At 27.3% G+C, this 17869-nt stretch carries 20 protein-coding genes and 1 other RNA gene; 18 read left to right on the forward strand and 3 right to left on the reverse strand.

Annotation, left to right across the window (positions count from 1 at the left end):
- Positions 1–79 precede the first annotated feature (79 nt).
- Positions 80–1759, forward strand: a complete 1680-nt coding sequence (locus tag I2E98_RS07080; RefSeq protein ID WP_195468254.1) for a YrzE family protein — start codon at positions 80–82, stop codon at positions 1757–1759.
- Positions 1760–1784: 25 nt separating this feature from the next.
- Here I2E98_RS07080 and I2E98_RS07085 read toward each other — a convergent pair whose 3' ends face one another.
- On the reverse strand, positions 1785–2411 hold the full coding sequence (locus tag I2E98_RS07085; RefSeq protein WP_195468255.1) for a CoA pyrophosphatase: 627 nt from the start codon (positions 2409–2411) through the stop codon (positions 1785–1787).
- 137 nt (positions 2412–2548) lie between these two features.
- Between I2E98_RS07085 and I2E98_RS07090 the strand changes: the two genes are divergently transcribed.
- The 7 genes from I2E98_RS07090 (at position 2549) to I2E98_RS07120 (ending at position 7245) form a co-directional block, all read left to right on the forward strand.
- The gene (locus I2E98_RS07090) at positions 2549–3064 is read left to right on the forward strand and encodes a SprT-like domain-containing protein (RefSeq protein ID WP_195468256.1); all 516 of its coding nucleotides are present in this window, start codon (positions 2549–2551) and stop codon (positions 3062–3064) included.
- Positions 3065–3110: 46 nt separating this feature from the next.
- Complete coding sequence (locus I2E98_RS07095) at positions 3111–3383, forward strand: DUF1292 domain-containing protein (protein WP_195468257.1); 273 nt, start codon at positions 3111–3113, stop codon at positions 3381–3383.
- A 17-nt stretch (positions 3384–3400) separates the two neighbouring features.
- The gene (locus tag I2E98_RS07100) at positions 3401–3802 is read left to right on the forward strand and encodes a hypothetical protein (RefSeq protein WP_195468258.1); all 402 of its coding nucleotides are present in this window, start codon (positions 3401–3403) and stop codon (positions 3800–3802) included.
- A gap of 62 nt (positions 3803–3864) precedes the next feature.
- Positions 3865–4043: non-coding RNA, 6S RNA (ssrS, locus tag I2E98_RS07105), on the forward strand.
- A 677-nt stretch (positions 4044–4720) separates the two neighbouring features.
- Complete coding sequence (locus I2E98_RS07110) at positions 4721–4915, forward strand: DUF896 domain-containing protein (RefSeq protein ID WP_195468259.1); 195 nt, start codon at positions 4721–4723, stop codon at positions 4913–4915.
- A gap of 13 nt (positions 4916–4928) precedes the next feature.
- On the forward strand, positions 4929–5843 hold the full coding sequence (hprK, locus tag I2E98_RS07115) for an HPr(Ser) kinase/phosphatase (protein WP_195468260.1): 915 nt from the start codon (positions 4929–4931) through the stop codon (positions 5841–5843).
- Positions 5844–5856: 13 nt separating this feature from the next.
- Positions 5857–7245, forward strand: a complete 1389-nt coding sequence (locus tag I2E98_RS07120) for an aminopeptidase (protein ID WP_195468261.1) — start codon at positions 5857–5859, stop codon at positions 7243–7245.
- 79 nt (positions 7246–7324) lie between these two features.
- Here I2E98_RS07120 and I2E98_RS07125 read toward each other — a convergent pair whose 3' ends face one another.
- Positions 7325–8158 (reverse strand): PHP domain-containing protein, encoded by an 834-nt coding sequence (locus I2E98_RS07125; protein ID WP_195468262.1) that lies wholly within the window; start codon positions 8156–8158, stop codon positions 7325–7327.
- A gap of 213 nt (positions 8159–8371) precedes the next feature.
- Between I2E98_RS07125 and I2E98_RS07130 the strand changes: the two genes are divergently transcribed.
- The 7 genes from I2E98_RS07130 to folK are packed head-to-tail and all read left to right on the forward strand — an operon-like array spanning position 8372 to position 13766.
- Entirely contained in the window at positions 8372–8968 is a 597-nt protein-coding gene (locus tag I2E98_RS07130) for an aminodeoxychorismate/anthranilate synthase component II (protein WP_195468263.1), read from the forward strand.
- Positions 8969–8995: 27 nt separating this feature from the next.
- A complete protein-coding gene (pabB, locus tag I2E98_RS07135; RefSeq protein ID WP_195468264.1) occupies positions 8996–10339 on the forward strand; it encodes an aminodeoxychorismate synthase component I in 1344 nt (447 codons plus the stop codon).
- A gap of 11 nt (positions 10340–10350) precedes the next feature.
- A complete protein-coding gene (locus I2E98_RS07140; RefSeq protein WP_195468265.1) occupies positions 10351–11106 on the forward strand; it encodes an aminotransferase class IV in 756 nt (251 codons plus the stop codon).
- Entirely contained in the window at positions 11099–11650 is a 552-nt protein-coding gene (gene folE / locus I2E98_RS07145; protein WP_195468266.1) for a GTP cyclohydrolase I FolE, read from the forward strand. Before I2E98_RS07140 ends, folE begins: the two co-directional genes overlap by 8 nt.
- A gap of 7 nt (positions 11651–11657) precedes the next feature.
- Positions 11658–12131, forward strand: a complete 474-nt coding sequence (locus I2E98_RS07150; RefSeq protein ID WP_195468267.1) for an HD domain-containing protein — start codon at positions 11658–11660, stop codon at positions 12129–12131.
- A gap of 13 nt (positions 12132–12144) precedes the next feature.
- A complete protein-coding gene (folP, locus tag I2E98_RS07155) occupies positions 12145–12954 on the forward strand; it encodes a dihydropteroate synthase (protein ID WP_195468268.1) in 810 nt (269 codons plus the stop codon).
- Between the two features lie 8 nt (positions 12955–12962).
- The gene (folK, locus tag I2E98_RS07160; protein WP_195468269.1) at positions 12963–13766 is read left to right on the forward strand and encodes a 2-amino-4-hydroxy-6-hydroxymethyldihydropteridine diphosphokinase; all 804 of its coding nucleotides are present in this window, start codon (positions 12963–12965) and stop codon (positions 13764–13766) included.
- A 75-nt stretch (positions 13767–13841) separates the two neighbouring features.
- Here folK and I2E98_RS07165 read toward each other — a convergent pair whose 3' ends face one another.
- Entirely contained in the window at positions 13842–14333 is a 492-nt protein-coding gene (locus tag I2E98_RS07165; RefSeq protein WP_195468270.1) for a DUF4883 family protein, read from the reverse strand.
- A gap of 234 nt (positions 14334–14567) precedes the next feature.
- Between I2E98_RS07165 and I2E98_RS07170 the strand changes: the two genes are divergently transcribed.
- The 3 genes from I2E98_RS07170 to I2E98_RS07180 all read left to right on the forward strand — a co-directional run bounded on the left by I2E98_RS07170 (position 14568) and on the right by I2E98_RS07180 (position 17545).
- Positions 14568–15590 carry a pyruvate kinase gene (locus I2E98_RS07170; RefSeq protein ID WP_195468271.1) on the forward strand — a complete coding sequence of 341 codons (1023 nt, stop codon included), beginning with the start codon at positions 14568–14570 and terminating at the stop codon, positions 15588–15590.
- Positions 15591–15663: 73 nt separating this feature from the next.
- The gene (locus tag I2E98_RS07175) at positions 15664–17124 is read left to right on the forward strand and encodes an amino acid permease (protein ID WP_195468272.1); all 1461 of its coding nucleotides are present in this window, start codon (positions 15664–15666) and stop codon (positions 17122–17124) included.
- Between the two features lie 151 nt (positions 17125–17275).
- Complete coding sequence (locus tag I2E98_RS07180; RefSeq protein WP_195468273.1) at positions 17276–17545, forward strand: hypothetical protein; 270 nt, start codon at positions 17276–17278, stop codon at positions 17543–17545.
- The last annotated feature ends 324 nt before the right edge of the window (positions 17546–17869 follow it).

The raw sequence follows: 17869 nt of genomic DNA on the forward strand, positions 1-17869 counted from the left end.
AAAGAATGGTTTAAAACTTTAAAAAAAGTATTGAATTCTATTAAATATCCATTTATAATATTGTTATGGAGGGATAAAAATGAAATTTCAAGGTAATTTTAAACAATATTTAAAGTGGTTATTAGGGAGTTATTTAGTAATAGGTATATTATTAGCTTTTAATAGTAAGCTTATTTTAGATTTTTCACTAAGTACATTTGTATTAGTAGGACCATTCGTATTATGTACAGTAGCGTATGGAGTTTTAACATTAAATAAAAAATATATAATTAGTGGAATAGGGGTTGGATTACTATATTTTGTAGCATTAATGGTATTTAGTCCAATATTTATGCCAAGCACTCATAGAAATTTAATTGGAAATGTAGAAGAAATAGAATTTTCAAGTGAAATTGAACATATAGATTTAAAACAACTACCTATTATTGATAAGGATTTAGCTTACAAATTAGCAGATAAAAAATTAGGAGAAATACCAAGCTTAGGTAGCCAAGTAACAATAGGAGATTTATCTTTACAAAGCGTAAATGGGCAATTATATTATGTAGGCCCATTAGAGCATTCATCATTCTTTAAATGGCTTACTAATAGAGAAGGAACAAAGGGGTATATTAAAGTAAGTGCTACTAATCAAAATGATGTACAATTAGTTACAGAATTAAATGGAGAAGATATACATTTAAAATATATTCCATCAGCTTATCTTTTTAGCGACTTAGATAGACATGCTTATTTAAATGATATGAAAGCTGGACATACAGATTATACTTTTGAATTAGATGATGAAGGAAATCCTTATTGGGTTATTACAAGATATGACAATGCTATTGGAATAACAGAGCAAAAAGCAATAGGGACAGAAATAATAAATGCACAAACAGGTGAAACTAATATTTATGATATAGAAAATACACCAAAGTGGGTAGATAGAATACAACCATCAAGTTATATAAATAATTATTTAAATAAATGGGGAGAGTTAGTTCATGGTATCCTAAATTTTAGTGATAAAGATAAATTAAAATCAACTCAAGGAATGAACATAATATTCAATGATGATGAATGTTATTACTATACAGGAATAACTTCAGTGGGTAATGACGAAGGGCTAGTTGGATTTATGCTAACTAATACTAGAACTGGTGAAGCAAAAATGTACAAGACTTCAGGTGCAACTGAAGCTGCAAGTATGAAATCAGCAGAGGGTAAAGTTCAACAATATGGCTATACAGCAACATTCCCATATTTAATAAATATACAATCAGAGCCAACATATTTTATGACATTAAAGGATTCTAATGGGCTTGTTAAGCAATATGCTATGGTTAATGTTAAAAACTATAATACGGTTGCAGTAGGTGACACATTACAATCAACATTAAATAGATATTTAGAAGCTTTAACTAATACTAATATTTCATTAGAGGGAAGTAATAGTGAAGAATCATTAGTTGGCGAAGTTGAAAGAATAGGATTAGTTGTTAAAGAGGGTTCAAGTATTTATGATATAAAGATAAAGGGGAAAGATAGTTTCTTCTCAGTATCAACTGAAACATCAAGAGAAGTTGCCTTAACAAATATTGGTGATACTATTTCTATTAAATTTATAAAAGTAGGAGATGGACAATATATAATAACTAATTCTTTTGAAAATTTAACTTTAAAAAATCAGTCTGAAGATAGTAAAAAATTAGAAGAAGAAGTATCGATAAGTGATGATAAAGCTATTACAGAAGAGGATACGACAGATATAAATTAATATAAAAATAAGAAACTATCACATATTAATTGTGGTAGTTTCTTTGCTTTAAATAAGATAAAAAGTTAAGAAGAATTTTAGCCGTAATACCCCAAATAACATAATCATTATAGATATAAAATGGAATTTCGTAAGAGCCAGTAGAGAATTTATAATCATGTTTTTTAGGAATTAATTCGTAAGGAAAGTTGGCGTCAGGAGTAATATGAACTTTATTAACAAAAGTAGATACATTAGTATTTAGTAAAAAATCTAATGGAACAAAAAAAACTTCCTGAACTTCATAAACATTAATTTTAATATCACTAATATCTTCGATAAAAACTAAATAGGGATGGATAAGAGTATTATAAGGAGATATAAAAATATCTAAAGGAGATATAATTCTAACCTTATCTTCACATATTCCTATTTCTTCACAAGTTTCTCTTATAGCAGTAGTAAGTGGGCTTTCATCTTTTTCTATTTTCCCGCCAGGAAAACAAACTTCATTTGGTTGATTGCGCAATGTTTTAGCTCTAACTTCAAAAAGAATGTGTAAAGAATTATTATAATTAATAAGTGGAATAGTAACAGAAGCTCTTTTAAATTTTTCCCATCCGTTAATATAAGGAGTATAATTTGCAAAAATATTATTTATATCATCAATCATAAAAAATCACCTAATTATTTATATTAATAAAAAAATTTCAATATACATAATTTTAAAAAATGAATTTGTGAAATAAGGAAAAACAACTTATAATAAAAAAATATTCTATTTAATTAGTTATAGTTTAGGAGTAAATTATGTATAAAGTTTGGTCTATAACAGATATAAAAATAATTATAAATGAAATATCAGAAAAATGGAATTATCCATGTGATATAAAAATAGAAATTTCTAAAAGAGCAAAGAAAAGAATGGGAGCCTTCTTTTATAAAAAATATAACAATAAGATAAAGCCTTTAAAATTTGTATTTGCTGAAGAGTTAGTAAATGGTAAGTATAGTGAAGAAGTTGTTAAAGAAGTAATAATTCATGAGTATTTACATTATTACTGCAATACTATAACTAATAGTAATAATGGACATAATAAATTTTTTAAGGCTTGTTGTATTAAAAGTGGTATATCTAGTAGTACAACATTTAAATATAATAATGAATCCGGGGATGATTTATCAAAATACAAGTATAAGATATATTGTAGTAACTGTAAAAAACTTGTATGTATGAATGTTAGAAAAGATGCAGCAGAAAGAAAATTAAGATTATATCTATCTAAATGTTGTAATGAAAAGCTATTTTGTGATAAGCTTTTATAGTAAAATTTTTAAAAAGTGTAACACTAGAAGAGAAGGAGAATAAATAATGAGTGAAGATATAAAAGACGTTCAAAACGAAGAAACTCAAATAATGACTTTCTTAGATGAAAATGGAAACAAGGTTCAATTTGAAGCTATTGCTAGAATTTATTTAGAAGATAAGGAGTATTTATTATTAGCACCTGTGGAAGATAAGGATAGCGAAGATATTTACGTATTTAGAATAGATGAAGTAGATGGAAAGCAAGAGTTAAACCTTGTAGAAGATGATAAAGAGTTTATAGCAGTAAAGAAAGAGTATAATAAGTTATTATACTAATTATAAGGAGAAAAAAAGTGCAAGAATCACAAATTATAAAAATATTAAATGAAAATAACTTATCAGATGTAGAAGTTTTAAAAAGTAATGATGAGTTTGCTTTAATAAACTTTTACTTTGATTTTGACAAAGATGTACTAGATGCAGCAAAGGCTTATTCTAATGAAGAAAGTAATTTAGAAGAGTATAGTAAAGAATGGTATAATGAATATTACTTCCCGTATCTATATGATTTTGCCAATGATGAAGTATTAGAGATCATAGAAGAAATAATAGAAGAATTAGGTATTGAAGGCGAAATGATGGCTATTCAGATGACTGAAAAAACTAGCGATTATGTGCAGTTTATGGCTTTATTTACAGAAGAAGATAGTAATATATCAATAGAAGAGGTAGTAAAGGATTACATGTCTAAATAAAATTTCTAAAAAGGAATAGATTACTATTGAACTTTTGATATAATTTGATATAATAAAAGCATGAAATCCTGAGATGTGCGTTTAGCTTATGATGTTCAACCTACATTATATTTACGGGATTTGCAACAGATTTGTGGATGTCGGGCTTCATAAGATCAGAAGATGGCAGAAGCAAGTTGAGCAGAACCCACCTGCGAGCTGCAGGTGTGAATATTTAAGCGACCGGCATGTTGGGAATAAATTAGAATTAAACACCTCAAATTTTGAGGTGTTTTTTTCATGTTATGCAGCTTTTGATTTAGATGCAGAATATTTATTTGAATGTTTTCTTTTATATTTTTTATAAATAATATGTTGATATCGCCATACATGCTCGTCCAAACTTTGAGATATGTATATAACGAATTTATTTCGAGGAGATAGAAATTTCAAAAGTAAATTTAAAGTTATCTTTTGTAGAATAATTTTGTTTTTAAGACTTTTTTTATTCATAAAGCACCTCCTTGCGTTATTAATTAACATTATATGGATTATTATAACATAATTGGAAGAAAAGTAAAATAATATAATTTTACAAAAAAATACAAAATCTTCATTGAATAAACATAAGTATCTTTAAAATTAAATTTGTTAATAATATAAGATAGATTGATGTTAGAGAAAAAGTATGGATTTTGCCGAAAATATCAAAAAGATGAAATAAAAAATATTTAAAGTTGATATTAAAAAGAAATAAATGTAAAATAAAAATAAGCAAGGTTAAAAATTAAAGTTTATTTAATCAAGCTTAACTTAGACTTCAAATTTTTACTTATACTTTTTAAAGAGAATATTCATTTAATAAAATATAATTATTTAGTACTTTGGAAAGTTGAAGTTTAACATTTAAAATATTTACATAAGGAAAGGAAGTAAAAAATGGATTATACAAAAGCAAAAATAGAAGATGTAGTTATTAGAATAAATGAATTATATAAGAAGAGCAAAGAAGAAGGCTTAACGGAACAAGAAAAAGAAGAGCAACAAATTCTAAGAAGAAGATATATAGATAGTTATAAGGCGAATCTTAGAGCGCAATTACAGGGTATTGAGCCTAAGAATAAAAAAAAGTAGAAGGTGATTAATATTGTCAGTTACTGTAGAAAAGTTAATATCAGATTTTGAATTAGAAGTTTTAGTTGAGGGCGAAAAGAATGTAAAGATATCTGTTAACGATATAAATAGACCTGGATTACAGTTAGCTGGTTTTTATAATTATTTTGCACCTGAAAGAATCCAAGTTATAGGAAAAGCTGAATGGAGCTTTTTAGATGACATGGGAATAGAGTTAATGAGAAAAAGAATTAATAAGTATTTTAGTTTTGACTCTAAATGTATAATTATTACTAGAGGATTAGAACCACATAGTGAATTCCTAAAGGCAGCTAAAAAATCAAAGTCATGGTTGTTAAGAACTAATATGGTTACAACAAAGTTCATAAGTAAGCTTACTATGTATTTAGCAGGAAAGCTTGCACCAGAAACTAGATTACATGGTGTTTTAGTGGATGTATATGGTATAGGTATACTTATAACTGGAGAAAGTGGAATAGGAAAAAGTGAAACTGCACTAGAACTTATAAAAAGAGGACATAGATTAGTATCTGATGATGCAGTTGATATTAAAGAAATAGATGGTAGTTTAATAGGTACATCACCTAGAATAACTATTGGAATGTTAGAAGTTAGAGGTATAGGTATTATTGACATATCTTCATTATATGGATTAAGTTCTATCTTACCATCAAAAGACATAAATTTATTAATGCATTTTGAACATTGGAAAGATGATGGAGATTATGATAGATTAGGGATTGATAAAGAAACACAAGATATACTTGGAGTAAAGGTTCGAAGATTAAGAGTGCCTGTAAGACCAGGAAGAAATATTGCAGTTATAATTGAAGCTGCAGCAGGTAATTATAGACATTCATTAATGTCTGATGTTACACCAGTAGATATTATAGAACAAAGAATGTGTGAAATTGGTGAGGAAGAATAAGGAGGGCTATATTATGAGCAAAGATGCTAAAAAGAATGCATGGCTAAAATATGATGAAAATGGAAAACAAGAGGTTTTTAATTTTTGTGAAGGATATAAAAATTACCTTTCAGTGGGAAAAACAGAAAGAGAATGTATCCATGAAGCTATAAGATTAGCAGAAGAAAAAGGTTATAGAAATTTAAACGAAATAATAAAAAATAATGAAACTTTAAAAGTTGGGGATAAAGTTTATTCTAATAATAAAGATAAAAGCCTTGCCTTATATTTAATAGGAAAAGATTCTATTGAAAATGGAATGAGAATTATAGGATCTCATGTTGATTCTCCAAGATTAGATTTAAAGCAAAACCCATTATATGAGGATAGTGACTTAGCGTTAATGGATACTCATTATTATGGTGGAGTAAAAAAATATCAATGGGTAGCACTACCACTTGCATTACATGGTGTTGTAGTTAAAAAGGATGGAACAAAAATTAATGTGGTAATAGGTGAAGATGATTCTGATCCTGTACTTGGAATTTCAGACCTTTTAGTACATCTTTCAGCAGATCAATTACAAAAGAAAGCAAACGAAGTTATTGCTGGAGAAGATTTAAATGTTCTTGTTGGAAATATTCCATTAGAAGGTAAGGAAAAAGAAGCTGTTAAGGAAAATATATTACTTCTTCTAAAAGATAAATATGATTTTGAAGAAGAAGATTTTATTTCAGCAGAGTTTGAAATTGTACCAGCAGGTAAAGCTAGAGATTTAGGTCTAGATAAGAGCATGGTAATGGGATATGGTCAAGATGATAGAATATGTGCATATACTTCATTAATGGCTTTATTAGAGGTTGAAAATGTGGAAAAGACTTCGGTTGTATTATTAGTAGATAAAGAGGAAGTAGGAAGCATTGGTGCTACAGGAATGCATTCAAGATTCTTTGAAAATTCTTTAGCTGAAGTTATGGATAGAATGGGACAATATTCAGAATTAAAATTAAAGAGAGCGCTTCAAAATTCATTAATGTTATCAGCAGATGTTACTGCAGCCTTTGATCCGAATTATCCAGGAGTTTGTGAAAAGAAAAATACTGCTTATTTTGGAAGAGGACTAGTATTTAGTAAATATACTGGAGCAAGAGGTAAGAGTGGATGTAATGATGCAAATCCAGAATTCGTTGCTTGGCTTAGAAAGATTATGGATAAAAATGATGTTGCATATCAAACAGCAGAACTTGGAAAGGTTGACCAAGGAGGCGGTGGTACTATCGCTTATATTTTAGCTCAATATAACATGGAAGTTATAGATTGTGGTGTTGCTCTGCAAAATATGCATGCTCCATGGGAAGTATCTAGTAAAGTAGATATATATGAAACTAAGAATGGATATAAAGCATTTTTAATTGAAGAATAAAAAGTTTTAAAAGATATCGAAAATTTCGATATCTTTTTATATTATTAAAAAAATAAGAGTTGCCAAGGGCAACTCTTAATTATTTAGTATTAAGTTTATTTAAAAACTTTTCAAGTCTATGTTCTTCCATAGATTGAGAACCTAAAATTCCATGTTTTGTATCATCTTCTTCATGACCATGTGAGTCAGAACCACAAGAAGTTAATATGTCTTTTTTATCTACAATCTTTAAGAAGTTTGCAGTCTCTTCTGGGGTATTAAGACCATAAATACCTTCAATACCATCAAAATCTAATTCAAGAACATCTAAAACATGTAATTTTTTTAATAATACAGGGTGAGCTAAAATTACAAGAGCGTTATAAGTTCTTAATAATTTAATTCCCTCTTCTGCGTCTAGTTTATTTGCAGGTATATATGCAGGGCAATGGTCCCCAATAAAGTTGTCAAAGATATATTCTTTTGTATAAGGATAACCAGCATCTATTATAGCTTTAGCTATATGAGGTCTTGCAATAGTATCTTTACCATTCTTAAGAACTTCATTAACATCTATTTCGATATTATTAAATTCCTTTAATCTTTTAACTATTTCATGTGCACGAGCAATTCTTTTTGCCTTTAAATTCTCTAAAAAGTGATTTAAATCTGGATTTTTATAATCATCACCTTTAAAGTAACCTAAAATATGAATAGTTTCTCCTTTATAAGTTGTAGATAATTCTACCCCAGGAATAAAATGCATGTCTAATTTTTCAGCTTCAGATTTTGCTTCCTCTATACCAGATAAAGTATCATGGTCAGTTAATGCCAGGTATTTTACACCCCTATCATAAGCCTTTCTTACAACATCTTTAGGTGAATATTTACCATCTGATGCAGTAGAGTGTGTATGTAAATCGCATATAATCATAATAAATTTAAACTCCTTTCAAGTAAGTGTTTTGTAGTATATAAAGCTATGATATAATTTATTCATCAATAATGCAATAATAATGAATTAACTTTCCTTATAGGTAAAGTTATTAATTCAGATTAATATATTAATAATTTATGTTTAAATTAAAAAAATATAGCTTGAAGTTAGAAAAAATTGAAATTTTACAAATGAAATTGGAGGAATATAATGCTTTTAATGATTGATAATTATGACTCTTTTGTATATAACTTAGTCAGATATTTTGAAGAGTTAGGGGAAGAAATTATTATTTATAGAAATGATAAGATTACTATTAAAGATATAGAAAGTATGAATATAGATGGAATAGTAATTTCACCAGGACCAAAGTCACCTAAAGAGGCGGGATTAAGTTTAGATATTATTGATAAATTTAAAGAAAAACTTCCTATATTAGGGATTTGCTTAGGTCATCAGTGTATAGGGCATTATTTTAATGCTGTTGTTAAAAAAGGAAATGAGCCAGTTCATGGTAAAATGTTTAATATAACTCATAATAATAGAGGGATATTTGAAGAAGTAAAGAATCCTTTAAGAGTTACAAGATATCATTCATTGATAGTGGATAAAGAGAATTTTCCAGACAGTTTAGAAATTATTAGTGAGACTGAAGATAACATAATAATGGGAATTAAGCATAAAGAGTATCCTATATATGGAGTTCAATTCCATCCAGAAGCTGAGATGACAGAAGAGGGGCATAAAATTTTAAATAACTTTATCAAAATAACAAAGGAATTTAGCAAAAAAAGTAATAAATGCTAATAAAAATACTATTGGGAGTGAAGTTAAGTGGGGTTAATTAAAATAGAGTTTAATAGTAAATTAAATGCATTTGAAGTATATAATTTATTTAAAGATGAAAAAGATACTATATTATTAGATAGTTCTAAAGAAGATAAAAACCTTTCTAAATATTCTTTTATTGGAATAAATCCATTTTTAAAATTTGAAGTAAAAAATGAAAAAACATATATAAACGATAATATAGTTGAAGGTGATACATTTAAGATATTAGAAAATCTAGTAAATGAATATAAAAATGATATTGAAGATAATATACCATTATTAAGTGGAGCTATGGGGTATATTTCTTATGATACTGGAAGGTTATTAGAAGAATTACCTAATACAGCTGAAGAGGATTTTAATATACCAGACATGAGATTTGTTTTTTATAAGAATATAATAATATTTGATTTAATTAATGACAAAAAATATATAACTGATTTATATGGAAATGTTGAAAATATAGAGAGTCTTTTGAAGGTAATACATAATGGAAAAAAGATTAATGATGAAATAGTATGTGAAAAAAGTAAAAATATTTTTTACTCAAATTTCATTAAGGAAGATTATAAGAAAGCAGTTACTAGATTAAAGGAATACATAGTGTCTGGAGATGTTTATATTGCAAATATGACACAAAGATTTTGGTGTCATAATGAAGAGGATTCCTTTAATATATACAAGAAATTAAGAAGCATAAATAAGGCTCCTTTTTCAGCATATTTAAACTTTGAAGATTTTCAAATAATAAGCTCGTCACCAGAAAGATTTATTCAAGTTGCTAATAATAAAGCACATACAAGACCTATAAAGGGGACAAGACCTAGGGGACATAATACTGAAGATGATGAAAAAAACAAATTGGAGCTTATTAATAGCGAGAAGGATAAAGCAGAGTTATTGATGGTTGTAGATTTAGAGAGAAATGATTTTAGTAAGGTTTGTAAGCCACATACAGTTAAGGTAACGGAGAACTTTAAATTAGAAGAATATGCTACAGTATTTCATTTAGTTTCTACAGTAGAGGGACATCTAAAGGATGACGTTTCATCTGTAAGATGTATAAAAGAGTGTTTCCCAGGTGGATCAATAACAGGAACTCCTAAAATAAGGGCTATGGAAATAATTGAAGAATTAGAAGGTGTTAAAAGAAATATTTATACAGGCTCTATAGGGTATTTTGATTTTAGAGGTAATTGTGACTTTAATATAGTAATAAGAACAATAATAAAAAAGGATAATAAGGCATACTTTGGTGTTGGTGGTGGAATTACTTATGATTCAATAGAGGAAGATGAGTATATTGAAACGTTAGATAAGGCAAAGGCCTTAATGAGAGTATTATAAGAGGGGAATATATGAGAAAAGTTATATACGATAATGATATTATAAGTATAGATAGTGGAGTCTTTTTTGGTAGGGGAGTTTTTGAAACTATATTAGTAAAGACAATGCCAATATTTTTAGAAGAGCATATACAAAGATTAAATAAGTCAATTATAGAGCTAGAGTTGGGTGAGTTAATATCTATAGAAGATGTAATTAATTTTATAAAGCAACATAATATAAAAAATAAAGCCTTAAAAATTACTGTAACTGAGAAAAATTTAATTTATTCTATAAGAGAAATAAAATATAAAGATAATGATTATCAAAAAGGCTTTAAAGTTGGGATTTCTAAGGTTTTAAGAAATTCAACATCTAGAATAGTATGTTTTAAAACTTTAAATTATTTAGAAAATATTATAGAATATGAATTATGTCAAAGAAATCAATTTAACGAATCTATTTTTTTTAATGAAGAAGGTAATTTATGTGAAGGGTGTACAACCAATATTTTTATTATTAAAAATAAAATAATATACACTCCATCAATTCAATGTGGATTGTTACCAGGAATAGTTCGTCAGTGGATTATTAATAATTTTGATGTAATAGAGAAAAAAATAACAAAAGAAGAATTGTTAAATAGTGATGAAGTTTTCTTAACTAATTCATTAGTTGGGGTTATAAAAGTTTCTAATATAGAAAACAAGTTATTTAAGAGTGAAGTTATTGAAAAAATAAAAAAGCAATATGATAAAGCAATAAATGGAGGCGAAAAACATGAATAAAGAAAAGATAATGGAAGGTGTAAAATTAATATTAGAAGGTGTAGGAGAAGACGTAAATAGAGAAGGTTTAATAGAAACACCTGATAGAATAGCAAGAATGTATATGGAAATTTTTGAAGGAATAGGTAAGGATGCTAAGGAAGTATTATCTAAAACATTCTCTGTAGAAAATAATGATTTAGTATTAGAAAAGGATATAACATTCTTTTCTATGTGTGAGCATCATTTAGTACCCTTCTTTGGGAAAGCACATATAGCCTATATACCTAAGGGGAAAGTAGCAGGACTTTCAAAGCTTGCAAGAACAGTTGAGGTCTATGCGAAGAAACCACAGTTACAAGAAAGATTAACAACAGAAATTGCAGATGCCTTAATGAAATATTTAGATGCAGAAGGTGCTATGGTTGTAATTGAAGCAGAACATACATGCATGACTATGAGGGGAGTTAAGAAACCAGGAGCTAAAACTGTAACTACTACTTATAGAGGAGTATTTAGAGAAGATATAGAACTAAGAAGAGAAGTTATGAACTTTATAAGATAGGTGTAATATGAATAATATTGATGCAATAATGAATAATAAGCTTTATAGAGAAGCATTAGAAAAATTAAGTGAGTATGAAAGAGATAGAGAGTTTTGTAATCATACTATAGAACATTTTATTGATGTGTCAAGAATTGCATATATAATGGCTTTAGAAGAAAATTTAAGTGTTTCAAAAGAAGTTATTTATGCCATAGGATTATTACATGATATAGGTAGAGTAAGGCAATATGAAGAAGGTATTCATCATGATATTGCTAGTGTAGAAATGAGTAGAGAGATATTAAAAGAAACAAGCTTTACAGAGGATGAAGTTAATATTATTTTAAATGGAATAGCTAATCACAGAAAAGAAAGTGATAATAAATTAGAAGAAATAATATATAAGGCGGATAAACTATCTAGGCAATGTTTTAATTGTAAAGCTGAAAAAGAATGTTATTGGAGTAGTGAAAAGAAAAACTTTAAGATAACATATTAAGGAGGAAAAGGCATTGAGAATAGGAAATAAAGAGTATAAGTTAGGTGAAAGAACTTATATAATGGGAATATTAAATGTAACACCAGATTCATTTTCAGATGGTGGAAAATTTAATGAAATAGAGGCTGCTGTAAGTCAAGCTAAAAAATTAGTGGAAGATGGAGCTGATATTATAGATGTTGGTGGAGAATCAACAAGACCAGGAGCAGAATATGTAACTGAGGAAGAAGAAATAAAAAGAGTAGTTCCTATAATTAAGGCTATAAAAAAAGAGTTGGATGTGACTATATCAATAGATACATATAAAAGCAAAACGGCAGAAGAAGCTATAAAAGCCGGAGCAGATATTATAAATGATATCTGGGGAGCTAAATATGATAAAAATATAGCTAAAGTAGCTGCAGAATATAATGTTCCAATAATTTTAATGCATAATAGAGAAGCTAAGCCTTATGAAAATTTAATGGAAGATGTAATAAATGATTTGCAAGAAAGTATTGATATTGCATTAGAGGCTGGAGTGAAAAAGGAAAATATAATTTTAGATCCAGGTATAGGATTCGCTAAGACTTATGAAGAAAACTTAGTGGTAATGAATAATTGTGAAGTTATAAAAGGAATGGGATATCCAGTACTTTTAGGAACATCAAGAAAGTCTATGATTGGATTAACTTTAAATTTACCTGTTAATGAGAGAGTTGAGGGAACCCTTGCAACTACTGTTATGGGAATAATGAAAGGCATGGAATTTATTAGAGTTCATGATGTATTAGAAAATAAAAGAGTAGCTGTTATGACAGATACTATATTAAAAGCAAAGTAGGTAAGAAAATGGATAAAATATATTTAAAAGATATTGAAATTTTTGCAAACCATGGTGTTTTCCAAGAAGAAAAAACATTAGGTCAAAGGTTTATATTATCATTAGAGTTATCATTAGATATTAAGGAAGCTGCAACAACTTGTGATTTAACTAAGTCAGTTCATTATGGGGAGTTATGTCATAAGGTTATAGATATTTTCCAAGAAGAATCTTTAGATTTAATTGAAAGTGTTGTAAATAAGGTAGCTAACTTCATTTTAGATAATTATTCAATGGTTAAAGGTGTTAAAGTATTATTAAAAAAACCATGGGCACCTATAGGAAGACATTTAGATTATGCAGCAGTTGAAATTACTAGAGAGAGACATTTTGCCTATATAACAATGGGAAGTAATATGGGGAATAGAGAAGAAAACTTTAAAAATGCCATGAAGAAAATTGAAGAGGTTAATGGAATAAAGATTTCTAAAGTTTCATCTTTTATAGTTACAGAGCCATGGGGAAATGAAAATCAAGAAGAATTTTTAAATGGTGCAATTAAAGTAGAAACATATTTAACACCAAGAGAACTTATGGCCGAGCTTCTTAGAATAGAGCATGAGCTTGGAAGAATTAGAGAAATAAAATGGGGTCCAAGAGTAATAGATTTAGATATTGTTTTATATGATGATATAGTAAGCAACGATGAATTTGTTATTTTACCACATCCATTAATGCATTTAAGGGATTTTGTATTAAAGCCATTAAATGAAATAGCACCATATGCGTTACACCCATTAAAAAATAAGAGAATTTTTGAACTTATGGAGTAAAAAATAATACACTCAAAATATCTATGATTTTCATAGAGTATTTTGAGTGTATTTCTATTTTTAGTAGGTAACAAATTAATTATTAGAATTAGCTTTATTAATTATATAAACACAAAATGAATAAATATTATTCCTTATAGGAACATCAGTCATAGTTATCATGTCTTCTTCTAAATTTCCATCCCAAGGAAAAAGTGTTATAGAATTTTTATCATAAACATTTATAACATATTTTGAGTTATCACTATCAAATTCAATAATAAGTTTATATTTAACTTTTTCATCTTCTAAATTTAGTTCGCTTACATAGTTATCGTTATTTAAAGATTCTAAAAAACAAGGCAAAATATCTTCATCTTCTTCTGCAACTTCATGATATTCATAAAAGTTAACATCAAAGACTTTAAGGGAATAGCTTTCACTATTCTTTATTTTTTCGTAAATTTCACTTGAGTAATAATAAAGATTAGGTTTAGTTCTAAGGTTTATGTATTTAGGATCATTAAAAACACAGCCAGATAAAAGAGTAACTAATAACAATATATAAATAAACTTTAAGTATTTCATTTTATCCTCCCACAAAATGATTATATAAATAATTATTCTATAAAAGTATATTTTAGAACACGGCAATACTAAATAGCCTTCTATTATTTTATAAACAAATTAATTATTATGAAATTATATTAAGGAAATATATGATAAAAATATAATTTATTTAAATATAAAAGTAACAATATGTAATAAAAAGAAAAATATTATAATAGTATAATTTATAAGCAATATATAGGTAGGGTATTAATGAAAGTAATTGCAACTATTGGACCTAGTTCATCAAATAAAAAGGTTTTATCTGAATTAATTAATAATGGCGTAGATGTTTTTAGGCTGAATTTTTCACATTTTTACCAAAGAGAGTTTATAAGAATATTGAATGATTCTAGAAGTATAAAAAAAGATATAAATATTATGGCAGATTTATGTGGAAAAAAGGTTAGAGTAGCTGAAAACTTAAAAAGCATATTTAAAGTGTATATTAATGATATAGTTTATTTTTGTAGTGGTGATGTATATTCTTTAATTTCAAGTAATAATGATAAGGTTAAAATTATTCCACTTAATATAAAGTCTGAGATTATAGAGAAAAATGATATTAAAAGAATATCTATGAAAGATGGAACTATGAATTTTGATATTATTGATAAAGATAAAGTGTTTTTAAAGGCAATAGCAAAAGATACTGGTGTAATTAGAGGAGGAAAGGGATGTAATATTCCTGGTGCTTATTTAGGAGAAGATTCATTGAATGATAAGGATAAGGAAAATTTAAAGTGGGCTATTGATAACAATATAGATATAATTGGACAATCTTATGTTGAAAGTTCTAGGGATATATTATGTGTAAGAGAATACATAAAAAAAATTAAAGGAAATCAAAATGATATTAAGATATTTTCTAAGCTAGAGACTATAGTAGGATTGAATAATTATAAAGAAATAATGAATTGCAGTGATGGAATTGTTATTGCAAGAGGAGATTTAGTGCCTGAGTGTGGGATAGAGATTTCTGTGGAAGAGGAATTTGAGTTATTAAAGAAGTTAAGAAATGATAATTATGATAAAGAAATAATAATAGCAACTCATGTATTGGATAGTATGAAAAATGGATTAAATGGTACTATAAATGAAATGGAGAGTATATATTCATTTATAAATAATGGAGTAACTGGATTTTTATTAGCAGGAGAAACGTCTATTGGAAAATACCCAGTACAAACAGCTAAGCTGTTAAAGGAATTAATTAAAAAGTATAAAAAATATTAATTGTTAAAGTGTAGACAAACCATTTTTTCCTATGTATTATAAAATAGTACATCTATACTAAGGAGGAAATTTAATGAGTGAACAAGAGAAGAATTTACGTTGGTACAATTTAGCTATGATGGCCTTTGTATCAGTGTGGGGGTTTGGTAATGTTGTAAATAACTTTGCCAATCAAGGATTAACAGTAGTTGTATCATGGGTACTTATAATAGGATTATATTTTGTGCCTTATGCATTAATGGTAGGTGAGCTAGGATCTGTTTTTAAAGATAGTAAAGGTGGAGTTAGTTCTTGGATAAGAGGAACTTTTGGAACTACGCTAGCTTATTTTGCAGGATGGACTTATTGGGTAGTTCATATACCATATTTAGCACAGAAGCCACAAGCGGCTTTAATAGCATTTGGATGGACTGTGAAGCAAGATGGTAACTTTATAAAAGGAATGGATCCATTAGTGGCTCAATTATTAACATTAGCAGTATTTTTATTCTTTTTATGGGTTGCTTCAAGAGGGGTAACATCTTTAAAGATGATAGGAACGATAGCAGGTACATCAGTATTTGTTATGTCTCTTTTATATGTCATATTAATGTTAGCTGCACCTTCAATTAGAGGAATAGAATCAGCAACAGTAGATTTTAGTTTAAAAAATATGATGCCGAACTTTAATTTTTCATATTTTACTACATTATCAATGTTAGTTTTTGCAGTTGGAGGAGCTGAAAAAATATCTCCATATGTAAATGATATGAAAAAGCCAAGTAAAGATTTCCCTAAGGGAATGATTACATTAGCTATAATGGTTGCAGTATCTGCCTTACTTGGTTCTATAGCAATGGCAATGATGTTTGATGCTAATAATATACCAGCAGATTTAAAAATGAATGGACAATATTATGCATTCCAAATGTTAGGTGAATATTATGGAGTTGGAAAATTATTTATAGTAATCTATGCATTAGCTAATTTCTTAGCTCAAATATCTGCATTAGTATTCTCTATAGATGCTCCATTAAAAGTTCTTTTAGCTGATGGAGATAGAAAGTTTATACCTAAAGCCTTAACTAAGACTAATAAATATGGTGCACCTATTAATGGTTATATAATGACAGCTGTTTTAGTTGGTATATTAATAATAGTACCAGCTCTTGGAATTGGAGATATGAACTCTTTATTTGATTGGTTACTTCAATTAAACTCTGTAGTTATGCCAATGAGATATCTTTGGGTGTTCTTAGCATTTATAGGACTTAAAAAAGCAGCGGATAAATATAAATCAAATTACAAATTTGTTAAAAATGACAAATTTGCTATGGTAATTGGTGTTTGGTGCTTTGCATTTACTGCATTTGCTTGTATAATGGGTATGTTCCCAAGTAGTATTGAGGCATTTTCTAGTGATTGGTGGTTCCAAGTATCATTAAATGTTATTACACCATTTGTATTAATTGGATTAGGATTTATATTACCTATTATAGCTAAAAAAACAAATGGAAATTCTGGAGATACTTTAGATTCTAAGAATATAGCATAAACTAAAAGTAAGTAAAAATTATTAATAAAACCATATAAAGTATTAATAACCTCTTAACAAAATATTAAATAACCTATATTGCAAAAGTAATTAATTGATAGTATAATGAAAACATAAGTTAAATATTATAGTGTAAATGAGGTTGATTTAAATGAATAATTTAAAATCTATATTATGGACAATAGTTTGGATAGTAATTTTTATTGCTATAGTTAAATTTTTTATATACCTTTTACCTTTTATTATAGTAATAGGACTAGTAGGTTATATAGTATTTAAAGGTAAAAAAGCTTTTAGAAATAAAGAGCATAATAATGAAACATATAATTCTTATAATCAAAATGTTTATGAAGAAAGTAGTATAGATGATGATAGTAATGGAGAAATAATTGATGTAGATTATAAGGAAGTAGATGAATAGTATTTAGAAGTATTCCTAAAAGAAATAAGATTTGTCTTTATATGAAAAACTTAAATAAGATTATAACCTTATTAATATTAAAGCATAATAGAATGTAAATATAAGAAAAATTCAGTAATGATAAGTTACTGAATTTTTTTTGTATAAATGAATACTACCTGCTGTGCAGGTATGTTCAGAGTAGCTTAAGCGGTGAGTATATAAAAAAACTCCTTTTGTCAATAATTAAAAAAGGTTCGCAGCCAATTTTAATAGACAAAAGGAGGATCCATATAATGGATAACAATAGTTTATCACATACAAAATATAACTGCAAATACCATA

It is taken from the genome of Clostridium sp. D43t1_170807_H7, from assembly GCF_015555905.1.
Lineage (GTDB): Bacteria > Bacillota > Clostridia > Clostridiales > Clostridiaceae > Clostridium.